Source organism: Rheinheimera oceanensis (assembly GCF_018831085.1).
Lineage (GTDB): Bacteria > Pseudomonadota > Gammaproteobacteria > Enterobacterales > Alteromonadaceae > Alishewanella > Alishewanella oceanensis.
The window spans coordinates 243,782-266,555 of the sequence record NZ_JAGPNM010000001.1; the positions used below are offsets into that span (position 1 = coordinate 243,782).

Annotated in this window: 26 protein-coding genes; 13 read left to right on the forward strand and 13 right to left on the reverse strand. The window is 48.7% G+C overall.

Annotation, left to right across the window (positions count from 1 at the left end; genetic code table 11):
* Positions 1-86 precede the first annotated feature (86 nt).
* Positions 87-2,480: a Lon protease family protein gene (locus J3B89_RS01120; RefSeq protein WP_215395674.1), complete on the reverse strand. Its 2,394-nt coding sequence runs from the start codon at positions 2,478-2,480 to the stop codon at positions 87-89.
* Between the two features lie 147 nt (positions 2,481-2,627).
* Here J3B89_RS01120 and J3B89_RS01125 point away from each other — a divergent pair, with 147 nt between their 5' ends.
* From J3B89_RS01125 to J3B89_RS01150, 6 genes are all read left to right on the forward strand, one after another.
* On the forward strand, positions 2,628-2,903 hold the full coding sequence (locus J3B89_RS01125) for a hypothetical protein (RefSeq protein WP_215395675.1): 276 nt from the start codon (positions 2,628-2,630) through the stop codon (positions 2,901-2,903).
* Positions 2,904-2,996: 93 nt separating this feature from the next.
* Entirely contained in the window at positions 2,997-3,617 is a 621-nt protein-coding gene (locus J3B89_RS01130; RefSeq protein ID WP_215395676.1) for an HvfX family Cu-binding RiPP maturation protein, read from the forward strand.
* Positions 3,610-4,269, forward strand: a complete 660-nt coding sequence (locus tag J3B89_RS01135; RefSeq protein WP_215395677.1) for a sigma-70 family RNA polymerase sigma factor — start codon at positions 3,610-3,612, stop codon at positions 4,267-4,269. Before J3B89_RS01130 ends, J3B89_RS01135 begins: the two co-directional genes overlap by 8 nt.
* Positions 4,262-4,966, forward strand: coding sequence for a DUF3379 family protein (locus J3B89_RS01140; protein ID WP_215395678.1), 705 nt, complete (start codon positions 4,262-4,264; stop codon positions 4,964-4,966). Before J3B89_RS01135 ends, J3B89_RS01140 begins: the two co-directional genes overlap by 8 nt.
* 13 nt (positions 4,967-4,979) lie before the next feature.
* The gene (locus J3B89_RS01145; protein WP_215395679.1) at positions 4,980-5,804 is read left to right on the forward strand and encodes a helix-turn-helix domain-containing protein; all 825 of its coding nucleotides are present in this window, start codon (positions 4,980-4,982) and stop codon (positions 5,802-5,804) included.
* 64 nt (positions 5,805-5,868) lie between these two features.
* On the forward strand, positions 5,869-6,324 hold the full coding sequence (locus tag J3B89_RS01150) for a carboxymuconolactone decarboxylase family protein (protein WP_215395680.1): 456 nt from the start codon (positions 5,869-5,871) through the stop codon (positions 6,322-6,324).
* 13 nt (positions 6,325-6,337) lie between these two features.
* On the opposite strand, the gene pnuC is transcribed toward J3B89_RS01150, so the two are convergent.
* The 4 genes from pnuC to J3B89_RS01170 all read right to left on the reverse strand — a co-directional run bounded on the left by pnuC (position 6,338) and on the right by J3B89_RS01170 (position 8,859).
* Positions 6,338-6,907: a nicotinamide riboside transporter PnuC gene (gene pnuC / locus J3B89_RS01155; protein ID WP_215395681.1), complete on the reverse strand. Its 570-nt coding sequence runs from the start codon at positions 6,905-6,907 to the stop codon at positions 6,338-6,340.
* Positions 6,908-6,922: 15 nt separating this feature from the next.
* Complete coding sequence (locus J3B89_RS01160) at positions 6,923-7,330, reverse strand: DCC1-like thiol-disulfide oxidoreductase family protein (protein ID WP_215395682.1); 408 nt, start codon at positions 7,328-7,330, stop codon at positions 6,923-6,925.
* Between the two features lie 8 nt (positions 7,331-7,338).
* Positions 7,339-8,049, reverse strand: coding sequence for a GIY-YIG nuclease family protein (locus J3B89_RS01165; protein WP_215395683.1), 711 nt, complete (start codon positions 8,047-8,049; stop codon positions 7,339-7,341).
* Between the two features lie 114 nt (positions 8,050-8,163).
* Positions 8,164-8,859, reverse strand: coding sequence for an aspartate/glutamate racemase family protein (locus J3B89_RS01170; RefSeq protein WP_215395684.1), 696 nt, complete (start codon positions 8,857-8,859; stop codon positions 8,164-8,166).
* A 369-nt stretch (positions 8,860-9,228) separates the two neighbouring features.
* Between J3B89_RS01170 and J3B89_RS01175 the strand changes: the two genes are divergently transcribed.
* The gene (locus J3B89_RS01175; RefSeq protein ID WP_215395685.1) at positions 9,229-9,684 is read left to right on the forward strand and encodes a hypothetical protein; all 456 of its coding nucleotides are present in this window, start codon (positions 9,229-9,231) and stop codon (positions 9,682-9,684) included.
* Between the two features lie 137 nt (positions 9,685-9,821).
* Here the strand turns inward: J3B89_RS01175 and J3B89_RS01180 are convergent, their stop codons facing one another.
* From J3B89_RS01180 to J3B89_RS01215, 8 genes are all read right to left on the reverse strand, one after another.
* A complete protein-coding gene (locus tag J3B89_RS01180) occupies positions 9,822-10,112 on the reverse strand; it encodes a hypothetical protein (RefSeq protein ID WP_215395686.1) in 291 nt (96 codons plus the stop codon).
* 374 nt (positions 10,113-10,486) lie between these two features.
* Positions 10,487-11,017: a hypothetical protein gene (locus J3B89_RS01185; RefSeq protein ID WP_215395687.1), complete on the reverse strand. Its 531-nt coding sequence runs from the start codon at positions 11,015-11,017 to the stop codon at positions 10,487-10,489.
* A 100-nt stretch (positions 11,018-11,117) separates the two neighbouring features.
* Positions 11,118-11,831 (reverse strand): hypothetical protein, encoded by a 714-nt coding sequence (locus J3B89_RS01190; RefSeq protein ID WP_215395688.1) that lies wholly within the window; start codon positions 11,829-11,831, stop codon positions 11,118-11,120.
* Positions 11,832-12,025: 194 nt separating this feature from the next.
* Positions 12,026-12,376 carry a putative quinol monooxygenase gene (locus tag J3B89_RS01195; RefSeq protein ID WP_215395689.1) on the reverse strand — a complete coding sequence of 117 codons (351 nt, stop codon included), beginning with the start codon at positions 12,374-12,376 and terminating at the stop codon, positions 12,026-12,028.
* 19 nt (positions 12,377-12,395) lie between these two features.
* Entirely contained in the window at positions 12,396-13,868 is a 1,473-nt protein-coding gene (gene nhaD / locus J3B89_RS01200; RefSeq protein ID WP_215395690.1) for a sodium:proton antiporter NhaD, read from the reverse strand.
* An 85-nt stretch (positions 13,869-13,953) separates the two neighbouring features.
* Positions 13,954-14,808 carry a universal stress protein gene (locus tag J3B89_RS01205; RefSeq protein ID WP_215395691.1) on the reverse strand — a complete coding sequence of 285 codons (855 nt, stop codon included), beginning with the start codon at positions 14,806-14,808 and terminating at the stop codon, positions 13,954-13,956.
* Positions 14,809-14,828: 20 nt separating this feature from the next.
* Positions 14,829-16,310, reverse strand: a complete 1,482-nt coding sequence (locus J3B89_RS01210) for a SulP family inorganic anion transporter (protein ID WP_215395692.1) — start codon at positions 16,308-16,310, stop codon at positions 14,829-14,831.
* A 209-nt stretch (positions 16,311-16,519) separates the two neighbouring features.
* A complete protein-coding gene (locus J3B89_RS01215; protein ID WP_215395693.1) occupies positions 16,520-17,002 on the reverse strand; it encodes a zinc ribbon-containing protein in 483 nt (160 codons plus the stop codon).
* A 134-nt stretch (positions 17,003-17,136) separates the two neighbouring features.
* Between J3B89_RS01215 and leuS the strand changes: the two genes are divergently transcribed.
* The 6 genes from leuS to rlmH all read left to right on the forward strand — a co-directional run bounded on the left by leuS (position 17,137) and on the right by rlmH (position 22,774).
* Positions 17,137-19,728, forward strand: a complete 2,592-nt coding sequence (leuS, locus tag J3B89_RS01220) for a leucine--tRNA ligase (RefSeq protein ID WP_215395694.1) — start codon at positions 17,137-17,139, stop codon at positions 19,726-19,728.
* A 1-nt stretch (position 19,729) separates the two neighbouring features.
* Positions 19,730-20,209: an LPS-assembly lipoprotein LptE gene (locus tag J3B89_RS01225; RefSeq protein WP_215395695.1), complete on the forward strand. Its 480-nt coding sequence runs from the start codon at positions 19,730-19,732 to the stop codon at positions 20,207-20,209.
* A 19-nt stretch (positions 20,210-20,228) separates the two neighbouring features.
* On the forward strand, positions 20,229-21,272 hold the full coding sequence (gene holA, locus J3B89_RS01230) for a DNA polymerase III subunit delta (RefSeq protein ID WP_215395696.1): 1,044 nt from the start codon (positions 20,229-20,231) through the stop codon (positions 21,270-21,272).
* Positions 21,273-21,278: 6 nt separating this feature from the next.
* Complete coding sequence (gene nadD / locus J3B89_RS01235) at positions 21,279-21,914, forward strand: nicotinate-nucleotide adenylyltransferase (RefSeq protein WP_215395697.1); 636 nt, start codon at positions 21,279-21,281, stop codon at positions 21,912-21,914.
* A 62-nt stretch (positions 21,915-21,976) separates the two neighbouring features.
* Entirely contained in the window at positions 21,977-22,297 is a 321-nt protein-coding gene (rsfS, locus tag J3B89_RS01240) for a ribosome silencing factor (RefSeq protein WP_215395698.1), read from the forward strand.
* Between the two features lie 6 nt (positions 22,298-22,303).
* Positions 22,304-22,774: a 23S rRNA (pseudouridine(1915)-N(3))-methyltransferase RlmH gene (gene rlmH, locus J3B89_RS01245; protein ID WP_215395699.1), complete on the forward strand. Its 471-nt coding sequence runs from the start codon at positions 22,304-22,306 to the stop codon at positions 22,772-22,774.

The following is a 22,774-nucleotide window of genomic DNA, read 5'->3' on the forward strand; positions in this document are numbered from 1 at the left end:
TGAATACATCCCTGTAGGCTCGACTCAGGCATCCATGCCTTCAACGGTTAGCTTAGGGTAAACCGATTCTCATATGGATGTATTAACTAATCCTCATCCATGCTGCCATTTACTATTTCGGCGATTTCCGCTAACCGCACCAGGGCACGGCCATTAACTGATTTTTTCGGATACTGGCCGCGGCTGTTTTTCTCACCGGCTTCTACACCGGTTAGCAGGGTTAACGCCTCATCCACGGTTTTTACCACATACAAATGAAACTTCTGCTGTTTTACTGCGCTGATCACATCGTCATTCAGTACTAAATTCAGCTGATTACTGGCCGGAATAATCACGCCCTGCTCGCCGGTTAAACCACGGCTTTGGCACAAGCGGAAGAAGCCCTCTATTTTCTCGTTTACGCCACCAATGGCCTGCACCTGGCCATGCTGGTTAATTGACCCTGTTACCGCCAGGCTTTGTTTAATCGGGATATCAGTAATAGCCGATAACAGCGCACACACTTCGGCCAGCGAGGCGCTGTCGCCGTCGATATGGCCATAGCTTTGCTCCATAGCAATATTAGCCGACAGCGTTAACGGAAACTGCCGGGCATATTTCGCACCAAGGTAGCCGGTTAACAGCAATACACCTTTAGAGTGAATGGCTTTACCCAGCTCAACCTCGCGTTCAATATCAACGACACCGCTGGAGCCGGCAAATACCGTAGCGCTAATGCGCGCCGGTGTACCAAAAGCGGTATCGCCGATTTCAAGTACGGTTAAGCCGTTAATTTTGCCCACGGCCAGGCCATCGGTATCAATTAAAATCTGGCCTTCCTGGATATCTTCCAAAAAGCCTTCGCTAATGCGGCCGGTGCGGTGCTGCTTGCCTTTCAGCGCCTGCTGAATATGCTCTGCCGTTAAGCTACTGCTGTGCTGCTGGCCGGCATAATAACAGGCTTCACGCACCAGCTCTAATACATCGGCAAAGCGGGCCGACAGCTTACGCTGATGCTCAGCCTGGCGAAAACTAAAGGTTAGCAGTTGTTTAAAACCACTGGCGGTCAGCTCGTCAATATTAAGCAGGCGCATTTGTTCACGAATTTGCATCGCCATATAGGTGATGGTTTCGGCGGTATTGGGCAGGTAATGCTCAAAGTCGGCCAGCACCCGGAACAGCTCGTTAAACTCATCGTCAACGTCCTGAATAAGGTAATACAGATCGCGCGAGCCCAGCAGTACTACTTTGACATTCAGTGGTATTGCCCGCGGTGTAATAATGGTTGAATTGGTAACAGCATGCTCTGACAGGGTATCAATTAACAACTCGCCGGATTTCAGCGCCAGCTTAAGCGCATCCCACAGTTGCGGTTGTGTCAGCAGCCGGTCGGCATCGAGGATCAGGTAACCGCCGTTGGCACGGTGCAGGGCGCCAGGGCGGATCATGCGGTAATTGGTGTATAAAGAGCCGCTGTTAGAGTTGTATTCTACCCGGCCAAACAGGTTACCGTAGCTGGGGTTGGGCTCGAAAATAATCGGCGCGCCCGACATACTCTCGTAATGCACCAGCACGTTGGGCACAAATTCTTCAATAAAAATTTCCCGGTTGTCAGCCTCTTCCTGTTTTTCGGCTTCAGATTCATCCGGCATCAGTTCCAGCACGGCTTTTACCAGGTGGCTGCGCATTTCACGAATGTAACGCAGCACGCCAAGTTCAGCGGCATAGTCGTGCTCCAGTTGTTTCAGCAGCGGTTTAATCGCCTGTTCTATGGTGTCTTTACGTAATGCACGCAGGCTTTCCGACAGTTCACGCTTCCACTGTGGTAATTCCAGCAACTGCTCATTCAGTATGGTTTCCAGCTCGCTGACCAGGCCATAAAAATACTGTCGTTGCTCTTCGGTTAATTTAGAGAACTCCTGATCGTCCAGCGGTTTGCCGTCGATAATCGGCGAAAAACTCACTGCGCCGTTCTCTTCGTACAACACAACGTTTTTTTCCAGCGCTTTGCTTTCTACCAGCTCAATCGCATTCTCGTATTTATCGTCAAAGGCGCGGGCGATGGCTTTTTTCTTACGCTGGTAACCGGGGTTATCAAAGGCCGCCGGGAAGGTATCCAGCAGTTCATCGATCAGGGCTTCAATTTTTTTAACCAGAATTTTGCCCTCACCCGGCAGTAAACGCAGGGTATTGGGTACACGCTCGTCATCAAAGTTATTCAGGTAACACCACTCTTCCGGTGTGGCTTTTTCACTGGCGGCCTGCTGCAGTATATCCTGCACCAGCGTAAAGCGCCCTAATGCCGGCTCGCCCATTACGTAAAGGTTATAACCTGGCATATCCATGCCAATGGCAAAAGCCAGTGCCGATTTGGCCCTGTCTTGGCCAATAAACGCCGGGATCAGTTGCTTAACATCCAGCGCCTGTTTAATCAGTTTACTGTCCAGATGCGGCCCGAGTTGTTGTACTGTCAGTGCCAGAGGATTGAGGTGTTGGGTCATGTATTACCTTAGCTTAACCAGCTGTTATGGCGGCTATACTAGCAAAAAGCGGCCCTGCTGTGCTGGTCAATTTCATTGTTTAGTTAAAGAAAAACCTGTTGTCGTCGATACAGTGCTTACCAAGGCATACAGTACACGGGGCAAATTATGAACGAGACTTACCGCTTACAAAAAATCCGCAACCTGGGCGTGCGCCTGCAAGAGCTGGAATTAGTATCGTTAACTCCGGGTAAATCTTACACCTCAGCTGCACTTAACTTTCTGTTTGCTGACCATGAATTAGAACGCCCAGCCGGTGTACCGCTGGAGCATACGCTAAAAACACTGGGAGCAGCTATCGTTAGTAAGCGTAAAGTACGCTTTGCCAGCCTTGACGCCGATGCCGTAATTGACTTTTTCTGCCGCTTTTACCGCGTACACTAACGCCTCGCAGCGCTGCAAATTAACACTGCGCTGAAATATATCTGCCTGCCGGCCGTTCTTATCCGTTAATTAATCTGATTACGGGGCCAGCAGATGCAAGCGGCACTATCGTTCTATCAATCCACCATTACACAAAGCCAGAAACTATCTGGTCTGGCACCGCTATTGCTAAGGTTATATCTGGCACCGGTGCTATTGCAGGCGGGCTGGAATAAATATCAGCATTTTGACAGTACTGTCGCCTGGTTTGCCAATACTGACTGGGGTTTAGGTTTACCTGCTCCGGCGTTACTGGCTGCGCTGGCGATTGCAGCCGAAACCCTGGGCGCAGTATTTTTGCTACTGGGCTTATTTACCCGTTTAGTTAGCATTCCGCTGCTCATTACCATGCTGGTTGCCATTTTTGCCGTGCACTGGCCCAATGGCTGGCTGGCCATAGCTGACAGCAGCAGCTGGCTGGCCAACGAGCGGGTGATTAACTCGGCCGAACAGCTAAGCAAAGCCAAAGAGCTGTTACAGCAACACGGCAATTATGACTGGCTTACCAGCAACGGTAATGTGGTCATTTTAAACAACGGTATCGAGTTTGCGGCCACTTACCTGATCATGTTAGTCAGCCTGTTTTTTAGCGGTGGTGGCCGCTATACCAGCCTTGATTACTGGCTATACCGCCAAAACACCATAAAAATGCAGCAAAGACCAGCTTATGAATAACATTCATTTTTTGCCAGCGAAGCACAATAACGCTAGGCTATCAGCCAGTCCAGCAACGATTAACGCCAGTGCTATGCCAGAGCCATCACCAGATAATACAGTAGCACCAGCGCCGCATGTTGCGCTGATAAACCCCAGCGGCAGTAAAAATAAGCGCTATGAACAGTTGGTACAGCTTTACCATGCTGATATCTACCGCTATGGCTACTGGTTGTGTAAAGACGCTAATATTGCCCAGGATTTAGTGCAGGAAACCTTTTTACGCGCCTGGAAACACCTGGACAGCCTGCTGGATGCCGCTGCAGCAAAATCCTGGTTAATTACCATTTTGCGCCGTGAAAATGCCCGCCGGTTTGAACGTAAACAATTTGACTATGATGACGCCACCGAGCAAGACAGCCTGCCCGACACAGCGCAAAGCAGTGCCGAACAAGATTACGATAACCATAAGCTACGTAATTATATGGCAGCGTTACCGGAAGAATACCGGGAGCCTCTGGTAATGCAGGTTATTGGCGGTTTTAGCAGTGATGAAATAGCCAGCCTGCTGCAGCTGAATGTCAATACAGTTAACACCCGCTTGTTTCGTGCCCGTAAGCTATTGCGTGAACAACTGAATATTAACCGGCATGGGGAGACTTACCATGAATAACACTGAAGTACGCCGTATTTTACTGGTAGATCCCTTTAGCCGGGAACCTGCGGTACGCGATGCCTTAGCTCGGGATACTGCTCTACAGCAATTTGCCCTTGAGCTACAACAACAGCAGCGGGATCTGGAAGATGCCTTACAGGTAGCGGTACCGCCTATGCTGGCAGAACACCTGCTGCAAATACCAGCACAGCAGCAACGTAAACCACTGCACCGCTGGTTTACGCCGCTGGCGCTGGCAGCCAGCATTGCGCTGGTATCAGTGCTGGGTTTACAGCTTTATCAACACAGTTTTGCGACAGATCTTGGCAGCCATGCGCTGGCGCATGTGTACCATGAGAATGACTACCTGCAACAGCATGCGCAAAGCCAGCCGCTTAGTGCAGTAAACCTGAAACTGGCCGATTTCAGCGCCAGCCTGCAAGACTGGCAGGATGAGATAATTTATGCCCGCTACTGCACCTTCCAGGGCGTACGGTCGTTACACCTGGCTGTGAAAACCGCCACCGGTTACGCCACCGTATTTATTGTGCCTAAAGAAGCTGAACTGGATTTTGTTGCCAGCTTTGCTGATAAACGTTATCAGGGATTAACCCTGGCCATGTCTAAAGCCAACGTAGTGGTAGTAAGTGACAACGCCGATGACTTGCAACACCTGCCACAGAAGCTGGCAGATAAACTGATTTTTTCTGCCTGAGGCGGAGCTACCTATGCCTGCGATTCTTACCGGCACTGCGGCAGCTCCTGTCGGTAACCTGCAGCATTTGGGATTACAGGCATTTATGCCGCACCCTGCGCTGGCCGCCTGGGTGCAATGTTATTGGGTTATGCGCCTTACAACCTTACCCGCTGGCGGTTACAGGCAAACATTATATCCGGACGGTGGCAGCAGCCTGAATTTTTATTTTCAGCCCGGCCAGCCGCCACAGTGCCATTTTAACGGCAGCCAGACACTAAGTACCTTACAGTTAACCGATACTCTGGACGCCGTTGGTATACGCTTTTATCCCGGCGGCGCTTTTCAGTTGCTTGGGCAGGATGCTCCTCTGTTACAGGGCGATGAAGTAAATGCTGCTGATTTTGGCATTCGTACCTTGCAGCCACTGCAACAGCAACTTGCTGCTACTGAGCATACCGCAGCACGGCTGCAATATCTTGATCAGTGGTTGTTGCAACAAATGCAGCAACGTAATGCCAAAAGCAGCCACATTCAACAGGTGTTAGCGGTTTTATTGCAGCAACAAACAATGCCTTCGGTTAATGAGCTAAGCGCCGGAGTTAACCTGAGCCGGCGCCAGTTTGAGCGTAAATTCCTGCAACAGGTTGGCTTAACACCTGGCAAGTTAAAGCTGTTGCAACGGGTGCGCCATGCCAGACAACTGATTAACCTTAACCCGCAGCAGCCCCTAACCGATATTGCGCTTTGCAGCGGTTTTTATGATCAGGCGCATTTTATTCATCAATTTCAGCACATTACCGGCCAGACACCCGGCCAGTACCGCCGCCGCAAACAAAACGAGTTCCGTATGTCGTAAAAATACAATTCTGCTTAAACACTATGCGCCACTATAGTGACTCCATCACCAAAAGGAGCACAACATGACGCCACGCATAGATCGTAACGATGTTTATAAACTGCAACCCACCTTAGTAAAAGCACTGGCGAGCCTGGGCGAAGCGGCCGGACAAGTAATTGAAGCCTCACTGGTGCATCTGTTGCACCTGCGCATATCACAGTTAAACGGTTGTGCCTTTTGCCTGCATATGCATGCAGCAGAAGCCCGCCACGACGGCGAGCAACAGCAACGGCTGGATGTACTGGCTGCCTGGCGGGAAACCCATTTTTTCTCCGCCCGCGAGCGCGCTGCACTGCGCTGGGCCGAAGCACTGACCCTGCTGGCCAGACAACAGGTATCTGACGATATATACACCGAACTTAGCGCCCAGTTCAGCCAGCAGGAAATTGTCAATTTAAGTGCGGTGATAGTAACGATGAACGCCTGGAACCGCATAGCCGTAGGCTTTCAGTTTCAGCCGCAGCTAACTGCAAACTGACACACGCTGCAGACTAAACGCCGTTATGCTTAGCGGCATTTAATCTGCGCCATAAATACAGGCCATACCAGGCATTAAACCAAAAGCCGGTATACACAATAGCGGTAAGATGCAGTTCGCGCGAAAAATACAACGGCACCGCCAGCGTATTAACAAGCAGCCAAAACCACCAGGTTTCCAGTTTGCGGTTCATCAGCAAAAACTGGGCAATAACGCTGAACATTAAAATGGCCGAGTCAACAAAGGGGGCATAGGCATCGGTAAAGCGGTGCAATACAAAGCCATACAGCAAGGTAACCAGCAGCGCCAGTGCAGCATAAGCCAGCAAGCGGACAAGCGGCGCTGAGGTTACCGCTTTAACACCGCTGCTACGGCCCCATTGATACCAGCCAATAAAATTAGTGCCGATAAAAAACAGCATCAGCATCACTTCGGCATACAGTTTTACCTGATAAAACAGCGCTGCAAATAATGCACAGCCAATAACGCCCAGCCACCAGGTATGAATGCTGTTACGTGCTGCCAGAAACACCGCCAGCAAATAAAAGCCATTGGCGCCATATTCCAGATAAGTGGGGTTCATCAGGGTTTCCCAGAGTTAAAAACGATCATTACCGCTAATGCCAAGATTATTGATTTTGCGTTTACCCAGCAGTTTAAGCAGTAAATTGCGAAAAAAGCGTAACAACGGATACAGCAACTTTGCCAGCCGTTTTGATTTAAACAAGTGATAATTCAGCCGGTTAAATAGCCCACTGCGGCTGCTAAGCAACGACAGCATATAAATAGCGTCACTGCCGTAGTACCAGTTATCACCCATTTTCAGCACCATACCCTGATCAATATCCAGCCCCTGCGCGGTAATTTGCTGCATTACCTCAGTATCTTCACGGGCATTAATCAGTTTAAGCTCGCCAACACTCTGGCGAATACGTACCATCTGGCAATAGGCATTGCAGGCCGGGCAATCTTTGTCATAAATCAGCAGGATTGGGTTTTCAGCCATTAAGATACTTATTTTGCTGTCATTGAAGGTTTGTAACTGCTGGAAACTCCAATGTTTTTCGGATCGTAAAGTGATGCATTACCACTTCGTTTATTAAAGCTGCTTAATCTACAAGGCGTCGCGTCATTAAGCAACTTTGCTCCTTTCGTCAGATAATGCTCCAGCCACCATTGCTCAGCTACGGTGGTTTCAAACTTTGTAACATTTTTCAGCACTTCAACCACTTCATAGTCATAGCGCCACAAAGAGCGGTTTACGGTATAGTCCAGACCGGTCTTCGTAGCATGGATGTACCAGGGAGCCCAGCAATCTCTTGCGGTATGCTCTTGAAAACGACTAAACTCCCGCGCCAAGGTAGTTTGACCAACATACAGAATATTAGAACCGTCTGTCGCGCCATCATTTTTATAAATAATGTAAATAATGGCATCCTCACGCCCGCTGTCATCAACAGTGGGGTAACGCTGCAGTACAGCGCTGTGGCTTTTGGCCATTGCCTGAAGCTGAGAGCTTTTCTTACCTTTCAGGCTATTGTTAATCAGTTTTTTAGTCTCGTGCAGTGGTTGTAATTGAGCACTATTGTTTGCCGTATGCTGTAAATATCTCTGCGAAACAGCTTCAGAACGCTGGCTGGAAAATTCAGCATAAGGTTTATCACTATGCGTGTTGGTATTGCCTGCCTGCCGACTCTGTTGAGTATTTGCAACATAGATCCCCATCGTAAGCCCCTTCTTTTACCCGGCACACCGCCACTATATTGCACAATAATTAGCGCACTTTGCTGAGAAAACCAAGTTGTTCCTAAAATATTATCAATTGTTCTCTATCAGGTTTTATTCTGCCAGAGCAAACTCAACCGCTGCTTCAGCATGAAGCACCGTTGTATCAAACAGCGGTACGGCGGCATCGGCTTTACCCACCAGTAAACCAATTTCAGTGCAGCCAAGAATAATGCCATCCACACCTTTCCAGGCAAGGCCAGCCATCATCTTGCGTACAGCTTGCTTAGATTCAGCGGTAATGACACCAAGACACAGTTCCTGATAAATAATCTGGTGCAGGCTGTCTTGTTCGGCATCGTTTGGCAGTAGCACTTCAATACCGTGTAACTCAGTTAGCCGCTCGCGGTAAAATGGCTGCTGCATGGTAAATTTGGTGCCCAGCAGCCCTACCCGGCTGCAACCTGCCTGTTTTATTGCAGATGCAGTAGCATCGGCAATATGCAGCAGCGGAATACTTACTGCCGCTTCAATGCTGCCGGCCACTTTATGCATGGTGTTGGTACAAAGCACAATAAAATCGGCGCCAGCCGCCTCAAGCGAGCGCGCAGCATCGGCCAGCATAATACCGGCGCCGTCCCAGTCGCCGGCATGCTGCAGGCGTTCAATTTCATAAAAATCAACGCTGACTAAAATACACTTGGCAGAATGCAGCCCACCCAGTTGTTGTTTTACACCTTCGTTAAGCAGGCGGTAATAAGGAATAGTAGACTCCCAGCTCATACCGCCGATAAGGCCAATAGTTTTCATCTTAAGACTCTCTTTGCTCTTCAGGCAGATAACATGGCGTAAAAAACCATTGTCTGCAATACCCAGCTACCCAAAGCAAAAAACTCACGTATCACCGTATAACTTTCCGTTGCATTAATTGACGGAGCCTCACTCACTCGCTCGCTGATAAATGCGCATTCCATAGATAATTTGCCCGAATACACTTTCGGCAACTTTTTTCCGACACATCGTCCGCCGGGCATTTGCTTATACTTCCCCAGCAGCGTTGCACTAATCAACATCGTTATGATTTTATAAGGAAATAACTGCCTTGGGCCTGATACCGAAAATATTGGCATATGCTTTGCTACCAAAGTGTGAGCTAATGGTTTCAACAGGGTGACTACGATGAAAATTGATGCAACAAATAACTACTTTTATACCAATCAGCAGACGAATTCTTCTGCTGTTAGCAATAATACTGCTGCGCTTTCCACAGCAATTAATACCGTCAGCACTTCCAGAACCGAATTTTCTGAAACTAAACAAGCCGATTTCAACAGCATGACGAACCAGGAAATGCGTAGCTGGGTTAACGAGCAACTTCGCAATGGAGAAATGTCCCTTGATGACAGCAGGGCCTTTATGGCCATGACCATGAGAATTCCGGTTAACGGTGGTGCTGGTAGTGAATTGCAGGCTATGAACGATGGAGAACGCTTCAATTTCATGCAAAAAGCACATGACGGGGTTCAGGCTGCACTTGCCCGCAATGATAAAGAAAGTGTCAGAATGCTGGAGTCAGCTATATCGCTCATGCAGAAGCATCAAGGAAAGACAATTGGAATTGACACCCTTGCATAGCAAAGTCTGTGATCCTCACAGTCAAATGGAAACTCTATTGATGTTTTTCACCAATTTAATTTTTATCTGACCCTTTTTAATTTTTTATCTGACCCTTTTTAATTTCAGCGAACACAGCAAACGAATTAACGGGATCGTTATGCAGCTCTCTTTTCGCGAGCGACGCGATACTTTAACTTTCGCAGCTTAATACTCGTGACTTCACCATAGAATTTAACGGCGAGCACACCGTATCCGAGTAAAACAGCAATCATCTTTAAACAGGGCCAATCTTTGCTCTCAAAAATCAAATCTATTCCCCAACCTAAAAGCCATATCACACTGAAAGAAACACCTAACAGTGAGTAGAGCTGCTTTATTAACGCAGCACTGATTGGCTTATCCTCCCGCACAAATTTGAAGAATGTTATTTTCAGTATTCTTTTCATATCTACTTATACGTAGTGCGAATACAGCATGCGGTTGATTTAGGACAAAGTTAAACTTATGCTTTTCAACAATTTAATTTTTATCTGCACCAGTTAATTTATTAACTCACAATCCAGCCAAATATTAGAGCAAGGACCATGAGCACAACCTTGAGTGCTAGCAAAAACAGTGTGATTGCCACGATGATGATGAACAAACCAAGAAGGACGTCTACGCTTCCTGAAACTGCTCGTCGTATTCGCAATGATGGGACAACATTGTGAATATCTTTGAACGACCGCTGAAGCACATTGTCGTTTCCACGCCTGTAGATTTCAAACGACAGGGGTATTGCTAGCGTTGCCAGCACAAACAACAGGATGAACACCATACATTACCCTTTAGTAACCAAAATCAAAACATACCATCCAAGCATTGTAGCACCACATAAGAAGTTGATTAGAGCCAAAAGATTCTTGCCTGGAGTGGATTCTGAACTAATCGCCTTCGAAATTATAGCTGTAAGTAACGCTACGAAACTAGATACTAAAAACATAAAGACTAGCAGCAACCGACTTTGCTGCACAGGATCTGAGCTAACGAACTCAGCGAGTGTAAGCGGCCCTGCTGCCTGTAATCCAGGAAAAAGATTATCGTCAGAAAGAAGCTGAAGGGACAAGCCCGACATGGTTGCACCCATTGTAAGAACACACAAATCATACCCATGTTTGTGGTAGCGAAACTCTCCTGTCGCTAAATCACCGAACAAAAGCTTAAAAAGTATGCCGAGTGTAGTGATTAATAGTATAAGCCATGCCTTGGGTTGCAACGATGCAATCCAGCCTAGCTTAGCGAACATGTAAGCACCTCCTATTAGCAAAACAGCTGTCAGTATCAGAGCCCCAATTAACTTCCAGATGTTCATAATTATCACTTTCCCGTTTACAATCCTAGGGCCAAAGTCAAATTAAACTAATTATTTTCAGTAACTTAATTTTTATCAGCCCGTTAATTACTCAATTGGTTCAGCGTGAACAATTCAATTGTGACAGTCCTTGTAAATACCTAGACAACCTTTCAGACTCTGGACTTTCTTCGGGAGCAAAAAAAGATATTGGAGCTTTAATTGAAACTATAAAGCTTAAAAAGTCAACAGCACCTATGACTTTATAAAAATTTAGTGGTGAACCATAGTCATGGTCACTAAATGCACCATGCAATATCCCGTGCCTATTTGTTTTGTCAGGATGGGGATACTTTTCTGAGTTTATGTACAGGTTTTCTTTTACGAAATGCACGAACGAATCTAACATTTCTACAATTTCTCCTACAGCCCCTAGTTTATTTTTAATTACATCTTTCTTGCAGTGATCCGATAATGCTATAAAAACATTTTTTACGTGCCTCTCGCTTAAACTCTTCTCGTGCAAGATTCTCCGACCAGCACCCTCTACAACAGGAATTAAACCAGAAACTGCAACATGATCTAGCCCTAAAAAGTGAGCTTCAACGGCTTCTTTAATTATCTCTGAATAGTTTTGAATGTGAGGTACATACGGATACCTATCTAAAACCATCGATGCCAGATATCTTTCTGTGTAGATATGGGATAACAACTCTTCCAAGTTAAAGCTTTCACCTTGGATTATTTCTCGAGCGATGTCCATCAAGTATCCAATTCGAACATAAGGAGGTATAAACCAACCTGCTTCATTAAATATTTTCCTATAGTGTTCCAACTAACCTCCAAGCAGACATTTACTCGACAGGTTAGCCTGCATTACATTCATAACTATCAACCTTTGTAAACTATGTATTGATGACATTACAACGGTTTTATCTTATTTACAACGGCTTATAGGTACAGCCGCTTTTAACTGAATAGCAGGCATAAAAAAACCTGCAAAATGCAGGTTTTTTTCGGGTCCGTTAATTACACCAGCTTAGGTGCGTCGAAGTTGGCGGGTTCGTCGCTGTAAATACATACATTCCAATCTGCTGCCAGGCCGGTTTCAGCCAGGCAGTAAGTTTCAAAGAAGTGTTTTATCTCGCTGCGCTGGCAGTGCGCTTCAAAGCTTGGCAGGTCGGCCCAGATTTCGTTAAAGGCAATAGCAAAGCTTTTGCCTTCTGCAAACGGGCTGACTATATGCCGGGTTACGATATACTGCAGGCAGCCGTCTTCGCGCAGGGTGTTTGGCTCCAGGCCTTGCAGCACTTTGAACAGCTCGTCTGCCTTGCCTGCTTTGGGCTGAAACTGGGCGATACAATATACTTTTTTTGACACGGTTAATCCTTAATAAGTGCTAATGCCCGGCAGCGCGGCTGGCTACATCGCCGACTATATGAAACAAGTCAGCGTTTAAATATAAATGCGTCATTACGCTGGCGATATAACCCAGCAAAATAACCGGAGCCCATTTTAAATGGCCGGCAAAGGTGTAATAACCGCGGGCCTGGCCCATTAACGCCACACCGGCGGCCGAACCAATTGATAACAGGCTGCCACCGACACCGGCGGTTAAAGTGATCAATAACCACTGGCCATGCGACATAGCCGGGTCCATGGTTAATACGGCGAACATAACCGGTATGTTATCTACTACAGATGACATTAAGCCCAGTGCTACGTTAGCGTAAGTTGGATCAAAGTTACCGTACAGGCCGTTAGATAACAGTTCCAGATACCCAAGGAACCCCAGACCACCGACACACACCACCACACCGTAGAAAAACAGCAGCGTATCCCACTCGGCACGCGCTACACGGTTAAATACGTCAAACGGCACTACCTGGCCCAAAGCACGGATACGTTCCATATCACCTTCACGCTCGGCCAGCGCCCGTTTGCGTGCCAGAGAACCGGGTAACGTCATCCGCAAAAAATAACCAAAGAATTGTAATAAACCCAAACCTGTCATCATACCCAGCACCGGCGGCAAACCCAGCACAGAATGGAAAATCACCGATAAGGCAATGGTACAGATAAACAATGTAAGAATGCGCAGCGCGCCGCGCTTTAACTCAACCACTTCTTCATCACCGTCATGTTTACCGGGGTAACGGTTTTCAACAAACAGGCTCATAATCAGTGCAGGCACCACAAAGTTAACCACCGAAGGAATAAACAACACAAAAAACTCGGCAAAGGTGACTTTTTCTGCCTGCCATACCATCAATGTTGTAATGTCACCAAAGGGGATAAAAGCGCCACCGGCGTTGGCAGCTACCACTACACTGACGCAGCACAGGCTGATAAAGCGTTTATCACCTTCAGCTACTTTCATTACTACAGCACACATCAGCATTGCTGTAGCCATATTGTTAGAAAAAGTAGAGATACCAAACGCCAGCACACTACAAATCCAGAACAGGCTGCGATAGCTAAAGCCCTTGCGGATTAACCAACTGCGCAGTGCATCAAACAAACGGCGTTCTTCCAGTGCGCTGATGTAAGTCATGGCGACCAGCAAAAATAGCATCAGTTCGGCGTATTCAAGCAAGGTATGGCGAAATGAGTCCTGCGCTATTTCAGACATGCCCTGCTGGGTATAGTGCCAGCCAATCATGCCCCAGATAATACCGGCAGCCACCAGCACCGGTTTGGATTTACGCATATGAATTTTTTCTTCTGCCATTACCAGTACATAAGCAAAAACAAATAAACCCAGGGCAATAATGCCCAATACAGAGCCGGTAAGATCATTTGGCCCGGTTGCAGCCAGAGCAGACTCTGGCAATAAAGCCAGTACAGCGATAACAGCGGTGATACATTTCATGTTTAACATCTTTATTTCTGCGCAAGTAAAGTGTGTTGTTACACGGGTTGATAAAAAACAACCCGGCCAGGCCGGGTTGCAGTAACTAACGTAAAATAAGCAGGGAGCATTTAGCTTTGCAAATCATGGCAGTGGTGGTACTGCCAACAATAAATTGCCGGATACGGGAATGGCCATACGCGCCCATCACCATTAAATCTATAACATGCTCTTGCTGGTACTGGTGCAGCACAGTTTCCGGCTCACCGGCCACTATGGCTACTTTGGTATCAAAACCGGCGTTGCGTAGTATTTGTGCGCCGCTGTCTATTTGCGCCCGCGCGGCTTCTGTATCAGCACCGGCCATTACCAGATGCACCGGCAAGCCGCGGCCCAGCGGGCTGCCTGCCAGCATTTCCAGGCCTTTTAGCGCTGTGGCGCTGCCATCATAGGCCAGCATAATACGCTGTGGTGCTTTATAACTTTGCTGGGTAAGCAAAATAGGTTTGTGTAAACTGCGGATCACCCGTTCAACATGCAGGCCCATATGGCCGTGTGCCTCAGCACTGCTAAAACCGCGCTTGCCCATTACCAGCAGCCGGGTCTCTTGTTCCAGTTCGGTTAAGGTTTCTACCAGTTGGCCGTGACGTAAGCGCTCGTCTACCGCTTTTACGCCGGCTTGTTCAGCGCGTGCTTTGGCGGCATCTAAAATACTGCGACCGCGCTGCATTGCCAGCTTGCTGTGTTTTTCATCCAGCTCGGCCAGTTGCTGTAGTAGTAATTCCTGTGAGCCCAGGCCAATACTGCCGCTAAGATCCGGTGTCTGGGTGTGCTGGGCTTTGTCCAGCACATGCACTACCGACATTGCCACATCGAGTTTTTTTGCTGCCCATACGGCGTAATCGCATACCGCTTCGGCATAAGGTGAGGCATCAATACACGCCAGTACTTTTTTAGTCATTGTTGTGCTCCTCGGTAAAGTTAGTGGCCCATCAGCTTTTCAACCGCATCTGGCCGGTTGTGCACAGCAAACTTGTCTACCAGGGTAGCGCTGGCTTCATTTAAGCCAATCAGTTCTACCTCTGTACCCTCGCGGCGAAACTTAATAACAACCTTATCCAGCGAGCTAATGGCGGTAATATCCCAAAAATGCGCCCGGCTTAAATCAATAGTTACTTTCTCTACCGCATCTTTAAAATCAAAGGCGGCCACAAACTGCCCGGCTGAAGTAAAAAACACCTGCCCTACTACCTGATACTCACGCAGACGGCCATCGGCAGACAATGTTGAGCCGATATACAGAACTTTGCCCACTTTACTGGCAAAAAACAGCGCGCTAAATAACACGCCCACTAATACGCCATAAGCCAGGTTATGGGTAAACACCGTTACCAGCACCGTGGCTATCATTACCACACTAGAGCTTTTCGGGTTTTTGCGTAAGTCTTTCACCGAGCCCCAGTTAAAAGTACCAATAGACACCATAATCATAATGGCCACCAGCGCCGCCATAGGTATCAGCCCAACCCAGGCGTCTAAAAATACGATTAAAATTAATAAAAACACCCCGGCCAGCAAGGTGGATAAGCGCGTACGGCCACCGGATTTTACATTAATAACCGACTGCCCAATCATGGCACAGCCTGCCATGCCGCCAATTAACCCCGAGCCAATATTTGCCACGCCCTGGCCGACACATTCGCGGTTCTTATCACTACTGGTATCAGTTAAATCATCCACAATAGTGGCTGTCATTAACGATTCCAGAATACCCACCACGGCTAACGCTAAAGCATACGGCAAAATAATTATCAGGGTATTCCACGTTAGTGGTACGTCAGGCCATAAAAATATCGGCAGGCTGTCTGGTAGTTCACCCATATCAGCTACAGTGCGGATATCAAAACCAAAGTACAACGCCAGAGAGGTAAGCACTACTATACACACCAGCGGGGAAGGAATGGCTTTGGTAAGGTAGGGAAATAAGTAAATAATGGCCAGACCGGCAGCTGTCATCGCATATACCTGCACTGAACCATGCTCGGTCAGCTCAGGCAACTGCGCAATAAAAATCAGGATCGCCAGCGCATTAACAAAACCGGTAACCACAGAGCGTGACACAAAACGCATTAAGTCGCCAAGCTTAAACAGGCCAAAAATAATTTGCAGTACCCCGGTTAGCAAGGTGGCAGCAAGCAAATACTGCAAACCATGTTCGCGCACCAGCGTTACCATTAACAGCGCCATAGCGCCGGTAGCGGCAGAGATCATCGCCGGGCGGCCACCGGTAAAAGCGGTAATAACGGCAATACAAAAAGAGGCATACAGGCCAACCTTAGGGTCAACTTCTGCAATAATAGAAAAAGCAATCGCTTCAGGTATCAGCGCCAAGGCCACAACTAAAGCCGCAAGCACATCTCCACGCAGGTTGGAAAACCAGTGTTGTTTTAAGTAGGTTGTCATTTAACAGTCCGGATCAGGTAACACATTATCCGCCGAGCAAACTGCATTAGCGGTATTAAGTACTATCAGCTATCGGCAATCTGTTACATTGGCCCGGGTATCCTGCACATGAAAAGAAAAGGTGTCTGGTGTTACGGCGGCGCAGTTTAGCAAAAAAACACTATGCTGCCCACCGCTGAAACAGGAATTAGCGGGAAAAATACGTGTAGCTATACCGGTAAACCTTCGCGGAAAAACTGTACGCCACCACATTCACCGCACGCCAGCAGCTCTGCCGGGTGGGTGTAATCAATATGCTGTAAACAATGGCTGCAACGGTAACGCCCCATGCCTACCACCTCGCCCTGATAATAGATACCTTTGTGTTTAAAATCCTGTGCCAGCTCCTGCCACTCTAACTGGCTTTTATCGGTAATGCTGCTTAGCTCCTGCCATAGCGCTTCTGGCCACAGCGATGGGGCTTCTGTGCTGTCTTTAGTTACGTTTTCAGTATCATGGTCCTGCCACTGGCGTTTTAGCGTTTCAACAAACAACGCTGTTTCATAGGCGCTCAGCTCTTTACCGGCTTTAACGTAGGCTTTTAACTGCTCAACAAAACCAACCATATTGTTCAGTTGCTGCTGTTCAGCTTGTTGTAATGTCTGGCTGAACTCGCTAAGCCAGGCCTGATACTTCTTTACAAAATCTGTCATGGAGCCTCCAACGGTTTAAAACCAGTATAGACAATGCGCTGCTTGTTGTTGTCAAAACGCCGCTGCGGTATGCTATAGCCACTTTTTTGCCGCTACAGCGGCGCTTGTACTAACCCCCTTTTCGGAAGACCTTAATGCAAGAACAATATAACCCGCAGCAGATTGAAACCGCACTGCAGCAGCAATGGGAACAAACCAACGCTTTTAAAGTGACAGAAGACGCCAATAAAGAAAAATTTTACTGCCTGTCTATGTTCCCATACCCCAGCGGGCGCTTGCATATGGGCCATGTACGTAACTATACCATTGGTGACGTTGTCAGCCGTTTTCAACGGATGCAGGGTAAAAATGTCATGCAGCCTATGGGGTGGGATGCGTTTGGTTTACCGGCAGAAAACGCCGCTATTAACAACAAAACCGCACCGGCGAAATGGACTTACGAAAATATCGATTACATGCGTAACCAACTAAAACGTTTAGGTTTTGGTTACGACTGGAGCCGCGAAGTGGCTACCTGCAAGCCAGAATATTACAAATGGGAGCAGTGGTTCTTCACCAAGCTGTATGAAAAAGGCCTGGTATATAAAAAAATGGCCACCGTTAACTGGGACCCGGTAGATCAGTGCGTGCTGGCTAACGAACAGGTTATCGACGGCCGTGGCTGGCGCTCTGGCGCTTTGGTTGAGCAACGCGAATTAGCGCAGTGGTTTATTAAAATTACCGCCTACGCCGAAGAGCTGCTGCAAGATTTAGATCAATTAGATGGCTGGCCGGAACAAGTTAAAACCATGCAGAAAAACTGGATTGGCCGCTCTGAGGGCGTTGAAATCCGTTTTGATATCGCCGGTTCAGACCAAAGCTTAAGCGTATACACCACCCGCCCGGATACCTTATACGGCGTAACCTATGTTGCCGTTGCAGCCCAGCACCCGCTGGCACAACAAGCCGCGGCCACTAACCCGGCACTGGCCGCATTTATTGAAGATTGCAAAGGCGGCAAAATGGCCGAGGCCGAGCTGGCCACGATGGAGAAAAAAGGCTGTGCTACCGGCATTTATGCCGTGCACCCGTTAACCGGTGAACAAGTACCGGTATGGGTAGCCAACTTTGTGCTGATGGATTACGGTTCAGGCGCGGTAATGTCCGTACCTGGCCATGATCAGCGCGATTATGAATTTGCCACTAAATACAGCCTGCCAATTAAACAGGTTGTCGCACCGGCTGATGGCGCCGCACAACAATGTGATCTAAGCCAGGCCGCCTACACTGAAAAAGGTGTGCTGCTAAACTCTGCCGAGTTTAATGGTTTAACCTTTGAGCAGGCCTTTAATGCCATAGCCACCAAGCTGGCGGCTATGGGCCGGGGCGAAGTAAAAGTAAATTACCGCCTGCGCGACTGGGGTGTATCACGCCAGCGTTATTGGGGCACGCCCATACCAATGCTAAACCTGGCAGATGGTTCAGTAGTGCCGGTACCGGAAGATCAACTGCCGGTACGTTTGCCGGAAGATGTGGTAATGGATGGCGTTACCTCGCCGATTAAAGCCGATCCAGAGTGGGCCAAAACCAGTTACAATGGCAGCGATGCCTTCCACGAAACCGATACCTTCGATACCTTTATGGAATCCAGCTGGTACTATGCCCGCTATTGCAGCCCGGATCATGACAAAGCCATGCTGGACCCGGCCAAAGCCAATTACTGGCTGCCGGTGGATCAGTATATTGGTGGTATTGAACACGCCATTTTACACCTGTTGTATGCGCGCTTTTTCCACAAGCTGCTGCGCGATGTGGGCCTGGTAAACAGTGATGAACCCTTTAAGCGTTTATTGTGCCAGGGTATGGTACTGGCCGAAACCTTCTACCGTGATACCGACAACGGCGGCAAACAGTGGTTTTCACCGGCCGATGTTAGCGTACAACGCGATGATAAAGGCCGTATCGTAACCGCCATACTGGATACTGACGGCCTGCCGGTTGTGGCATCAGGTATGAGCAAGATGTCGAAGTCGAAAAACAACGGCATCGACCCGCAAAAAGTAATCGATCAGTACGGTGCCGATACTGTGCGGCTGTTTATGATGTTTACCGCCCCGCCAGAACAAACGCTGGAATGGTCAGATTCTGCCGTGGAAGGCGCCCATCGCTTTATTAAACGTATTTATACGCTGGTTAGCGACTTTGCCGCAGCAGGCTCTGCCGGCACGCTGGATATTTTAGCTTTGAATAACGAGCAGAAAACCCTGCGCCGTGAACTGCATAAAACCATTGCCAAAGTATCAGACGATATTGGCCGGCGTTATACCTTTAATACCGCCATTGCCGCCATTATGGAGCTGAGCAACAAGCTGCAAAAAGCCAGCCTGGCCACTGAGCTTGACCGCGCGGTTATGCAAGAAGCGGTGCTGGCATTGCTGCAATTGCTAAACCCTATTACGCCGCACGTTGCCCAGTACCTGTGGGCGCAACTGGGCCAGAGCCAAAGCATTGAGCAAACGCCATGGCCGCAGGCAGATGAAAGCGCCATGGTAGAAGATGAAAAACTGGTGGTAGTACAGGTTAACGGTAAAGTGCGCGGTAAGGTTACTGTTGCCGCCGATGCTACTGAAGATACTGTACTGACCGCCGCCAAAGCTGACGACAATGTTGGACGCCACCTGGAAGGTGTAACACTGCGTAAAGTGATCTACGTACCGGGCAAACTACTGAACCTGGTGGTGGGCTAAGATGGCCCGCCTAAGCCTGCTGGTTGCTCTGCTAAGCAGCATGCTGCTTAGCGGCTGCGGCTTTCACTTGCGCGGTGATTTGCCGCTAAGCCATTTTCCAACCATGTATATTCAAAGTGATCGCCACTCTGAACTGGCAGCACTGGTAAGCAACCGGCTGGAACACAATAAAGTAGAACTATTGCATTCATACCAGCAATCAGCGCCGATGCTGCAACTGCTTAGCGACTCGCTGGAACGGCGCACGTTATCGTTGTTTCCTAACGGCCAGGTAGCAGAGTATGAACTGATTTATAAAGTAAGCTACGCCCTGACCATGCCGGATGGCGAACCACAACAATATCAGTTTGAGCTGTTCCGCGATTATCAGGACGATCCGAATCAGGCCGCGGCCAAAGCCAAAGAGCTGGAACTGATGTTGGGTGAGCTACGCCAGCAGGCTGCCAACCGTATTGTGCGCCAGCTGTCGCGGCTGCATTAATGCCAGCCGGGCTGCTCTGATGCAAAAACTCTACGCCAATCAGCTGCAACAGCACTTAGCCGGGCAACTTGCCCCCTGCTACCTGCTGTTTGGCGAAGAACCGCTGCAAAAGCTAGAAGCCATAGATGCCATCCGCGCCGCAGCCAAACAACAAGGCTACCTTGAACGCATCAGCTTAACTGCCGATGCCCAGTTTGACTGGAATGAACTTAGCAACGAGCTACAGGCCATGTCGCTGTTTGCCGAACGGCGCTTAATTGAACTGGAGCTGGTGCAGCAAAAGCTTTCCCCTGCCGCCAATGAACAGTTAAAAAACCTGCCGCAACAATTACACAGCGATATTATTTTGCTGCTCCATGGTGAGCGCAGCCACAGCGATGTCAGTAAACTGGCCTGGTTTAAACAGCTACAAACGCAGGCAGTACAAATACCCATTTATGCCCTGGACGAGCGCCAAAGCCAGCAATGGTTAAGCCAGCGCGCGCGCCAGTTACAGCTGCAGCTAAGCAGTGACGCCATAGCGTTATTGCAGCAACACTGTGCCGGTAATTTACTGGCGGCACGGCAAGAGCTGGAAAAACTGGCATTAAGCAATTTACCCCAGCCACTGGATGCCAATGCGTTAAGCCGCTTTTTGGCTGATCATTCCAGCTTTACTGTATTTCAGCTGACAGACGCTATTTTACAGGGCCAGACCGGCGAAGCATTACACCGCCTGCAGCGGCTGTGCCTGCAGGATACCGAGCCGGTTATTATTGCCTGGCAGTTGCAAAAAGAAGTGCTGCAACTGCGCCAGTTACAACAGGCCCCACAGCACAGCCTGAACGACACTTTCAAAAGCCTGGCTATCTGGCCCAAGCGGCAGCCGCTGTACCAGAACGCACTTAAGCGTTTATCGGCGAACTGGCTGGATTATCTGCTACAGGAGCTGGCGGCATTTGACCGGCTGTATAAAAGCGGCCAGCTAACTAACAGCGACGTGGCACTGGCGCACCTGGTTACCTTATTTATTAAACCGGTGCCCAAAGCATTTTCACTGCAACACTACGCCAGCTATGACTAAGCACCTATGATAAAGCACATTGGTATTTTGGGCGGCACCTTTGACCCGGTGCATAACGGCCACATCGCTTGTGCCAACTATGTGCAGCAGCACTGCGCTTTGGATGAAGTACGGCTAATGCCCTGCCACCTGCCACCGCACCGTACCACACCGGGCGTAAGCAGTGAGCAGCGCGCCGCCATGGTGCAACTGGCCATAAGCCCTTACCCACAGCTGAAACTGGAACGGCTGGAGCTGAATAAATCCAGCGCCTCCTACACCGCAGACAGCCTGCAATTGCTTAGCAGGCGTGAGCCCGACAGCCGCTTTTATTTTATTATCGGTATGGATTCGCTGTGCTATTTTCTTAGCTGGAAAAACTGGCCGGATATACTTAAGCTTGCCCACTTACTGGTATGCCAGCGCCCCGGTTACAGCCAGCAAGACGGCGATGCCCCGGCGTTATTGCAGCAGTTTGGCATAACCAGCCTGGCCATGCTTCGCCAACGCCATAGCGGCGGCATTATGCTATTGGCCAACCCGTTAACAGACATTAGCGCCAGCGAAATCCGCCAGCAATTGCAACAACAGCAAGCAGCGGTAAAAACTTTAGATCCCGCCGTATTGAACTATATTCAAACACAGCAACTCTATCAGGCTTAAGCGCTATATCCGCGTTTAAACTGTGCTAAAATGCCGCTTTTTTAACGCGCAGAGGAATCAGGGTGCAAACAGCCGAACTGGTAAGTTTTATTCAGGACAAAATTGACGACATGAAAGGCCGCGATATCGTGACTTTAGACGTGCGCGGCAAATCCAGTGTCACTGAGTTTATGATAGTGTGCTCCGGCACATCAAACCGCCACACTAAATCTATTGCCGACTACGTTGCCAGCGAAGCCAAAAAAGCCGGCCTGCCTACCTTGGGTATTGAAGGCCAGGCATCGGGCGAATGGGTATTGCTGGATTTAGACGACGTGGTAGTACATGTAATGCTGGAAGAAACCCGCAGTTTTTACCAGTTGGAAAAGCTTTGGAGCGCCTAGGCTGACATGAAGTTAGTGCTGATTGCTGTAGGCAACAAAATGCCCGCCTGGGTACAAACCGGTTTTGATGAATATGCCAGACGCTTTCCACGTGATATGCCGCTGGAATTAATTGAAATTACGGCCGGAAAACGCGGTAAAAATGCCGACATTAAACGTATTCTGGAACAGGAAGGCGAAAAAATGCTGGCTGCCGTACCGCGCGGCAGCAAAATAGTTACACTGGAAGTGACCGGCGATAACTGGAGCAGCCCTATCCTTGCCACTAAACTTACCGACTGGCAACGTGATGGCCGTGATGTGTGCTTGCTGGTTGGCGGTCCCGAAGGGTTGGCACCAGCCTGTATTGCTGCCAGTGAAGCCAAATGGTCATTGTCAGCACTAACATTACCGCATCCGCTGGTTCGGGTGGTACTGGCTGAAAGCCTGTACCGGGCCTGGAGTATTTGTACTAATCATCCTTATCATCGCGAGTAA

Bases quoted from the DNA above. Each gene is read 5' to 3' on its own strand.
- J3B89_RS01120 (WP_215395674.1), bottom strand. From the start codon at position 2,480: ATGACCCAACACCTCAATCCTCTGGCACTGACAGTACAACAACTCGGG.
- J3B89_RS01125 (WP_215395675.1), top strand. From the start codon at position 2,628: ATGAACGAGACTTACCGCTTACAAAAAATCCGCAACCTGGGCGTGCGC.
- J3B89_RS01130 (WP_215395676.1), top strand. From the start codon at position 2,997: ATGCAAGCGGCACTATCGTTCTATCAATCCACCATTACACAAAGCCAG.
- J3B89_RS01135 (WP_215395677.1), top strand. From the start codon at position 3,610: ATGAATAACATTCATTTTTTGCCAGCGAAGCACAATAACGCTAGGCTA.
- J3B89_RS01140 (WP_215395678.1), top strand. From the start codon at position 4,262: ATGAATAACACTGAAGTACGCCGTATTTTACTGGTAGATCCCTTTAGC.
- J3B89_RS01145 (WP_215395679.1), top strand. From the start codon at position 4,980: ATGCCTGCGATTCTTACCGGCACTGCGGCAGCTCCTGTCGGTAACCTG.
- J3B89_RS01150 (WP_215395680.1), top strand. From the start codon at position 5,869: ATGACGCCACGCATAGATCGTAACGATGTTTATAAACTGCAACCCACC.
- pnuC (WP_215395681.1), bottom strand. From the start codon at position 6,907: ATGAACCCCACTTATCTGGAATATGGCGCCAATGGCTTTTATTTGCTG.
- J3B89_RS01160 (WP_215395682.1), bottom strand. From the start codon at position 7,330: ATGGCTGAAAACCCAATCCTGCTGATTTATGACAAAGATTGCCCGGCC.
- J3B89_RS01165 (WP_215395683.1), bottom strand. From the start codon at position 8,049: ATGGGGATCTATGTTGCAAATACTCAACAGAGTCGGCAGGCAGGCAAT.
- J3B89_RS01170 (WP_215395684.1), bottom strand. From the start codon at position 8,859: ATGAAAACTATTGGCCTTATCGGCGGTATGAGCTGGGAGTCTACTATT.
- J3B89_RS01175 (WP_215395685.1), top strand. From the start codon at position 9,229: ATGAAAATTGATGCAACAAATAACTACTTTTATACCAATCAGCAGACG.
- J3B89_RS01180 (WP_215395686.1), bottom strand. From the start codon at position 10,112: ATGAAAAGAATACTGAAAATAACATTCTTCAAATTTGTGCGGGAGGAT.
- J3B89_RS01185 (WP_215395687.1), bottom strand. From the start codon at position 11,017: ATGAACATCTGGAAGTTAATTGGGGCTCTGATACTGACAGCTGTTTTG.
- nhaD (WP_215395690.1), bottom strand. From the start codon at position 13,868: ATGAAATGTATCACCGCTGTTATCGCTGTACTGGCTTTATTGCCAGAG.
- J3B89_RS01205 (WP_215395691.1), bottom strand. From the start codon at position 14,808: ATGACTAAAAAAGTACTGGCGTGTATTGATGCCTCACCTTATGCCGAA.
- J3B89_RS01210 (WP_215395692.1), bottom strand. From the start codon at position 16,310: ATGACAACCTACTTAAAACAACACTGGTTTTCCAACCTGCGTGGAGAT.
- J3B89_RS01215 (WP_215395693.1), bottom strand. From the start codon at position 17,002: ATGACAGATTTTGTAAAGAAGTATCAGGCCTGGCTTAGCGAGTTCAGC.
- leuS (WP_215395694.1), top strand. From the start codon at position 17,137: ATGCAAGAACAATATAACCCGCAGCAGATTGAAACCGCACTGCAGCAG.
- J3B89_RS01225 (WP_215395695.1), top strand. From the start codon at position 19,730: ATGGCCCGCCTAAGCCTGCTGGTTGCTCTGCTAAGCAGCATGCTGCTT.
- holA (WP_215395696.1), top strand. From the start codon at position 20,229: ATGCAAAAACTCTACGCCAATCAGCTGCAACAGCACTTAGCCGGGCAA.
- nadD (WP_215395697.1), top strand. From the start codon at position 21,279: ATGATAAAGCACATTGGTATTTTGGGCGGCACCTTTGACCCGGTGCAT.
- rlmH (WP_215395699.1), top strand. From the start codon at position 22,304: ATGAAGTTAGTGCTGATTGCTGTAGGCAACAAAATGCCCGCCTGGGTA.